This is a genomic window from Vibrio sp. 10N.222.46.A1, assembly GCF_041473595.1.
Lineage (GTDB): Bacteria > Pseudomonadota > Gammaproteobacteria > Enterobacterales > Vibrionaceae > Vibrio > Vibrio tasmaniensis_A.
Genome location: NZ_JBFRSN010001360.1, coordinates 1 through 699 on the forward strand (window position 1 = coordinate 1; position 699 = coordinate 699).

The following is a 699-nucleotide window of genomic DNA, read 5'->3' on the forward strand; positions in this document are numbered from 1 at the left end:
GTCATTGTGGTTATCACCAATCGCGACACACTGCTCTAGGCTGATACCGAGCGGCTCAATGTAGCGAGTCAATGCATTACCTTTGCTATTACCTGTTGCTGCGAAATCGACACGATCAATCCAAGATCGTTCGCCGTTGAAGTTCTCTTTCACAAAAGGAATCTCTGCGAATGTGTTTACTTCACCTTCAACGACAAACTTCCACACATACTCTGAAATTTGTGCTTCATGTTGGAAGTCGTCGACCTTTTGAATGTTTGGTCGCTGGCTTTCTGGAAAGGTTTGAGACCACGTCAGTAGCGCTTCCATGTATTCAATAGGGCGTGCTCTCGAGTAGAGCATTGCATCACGCACATACATCACCATTTTCAGATCATGAGCTTGAGATAGGGTGATAAACTCAGCCGCAATTTCTTTGTCGATTGCGTTTTCTTGAATGACCGTATCGTTCTGGTAATCAAAGATGTAAGTGCCATTGCAACAAATTATTGGAGTCGATAAACCAAGCTGATCGTAATAAGGTTTTGCAGCGACATGATGGCGACCCGTAACGATAACCACATGAGTGTGTTGAGCGACTTGCTTGATGGCTTCGACTAACTCTTGACTAATCGTGTGCTGCGAACTGAGAACGGTACCATCGAGATCTAACGCCAATAGCTTGTGCTTATCCAATTTATGTTTATAGGACTTATGCGG

The 699-nt window shown here is 44.3% G+C and carries 1 protein-coding gene; it reads right to left on the reverse strand.

What is annotated here, in order from left to right; genetic code table 11:
- Positions 1-699, reverse strand: a 699-nt coding sequence (locus tag AB4496_RS26605) for a Cof-type HAD-IIB family hydrolase (RefSeq protein WP_372132901.1), incomplete at both ends; no start/stop codon positions are given.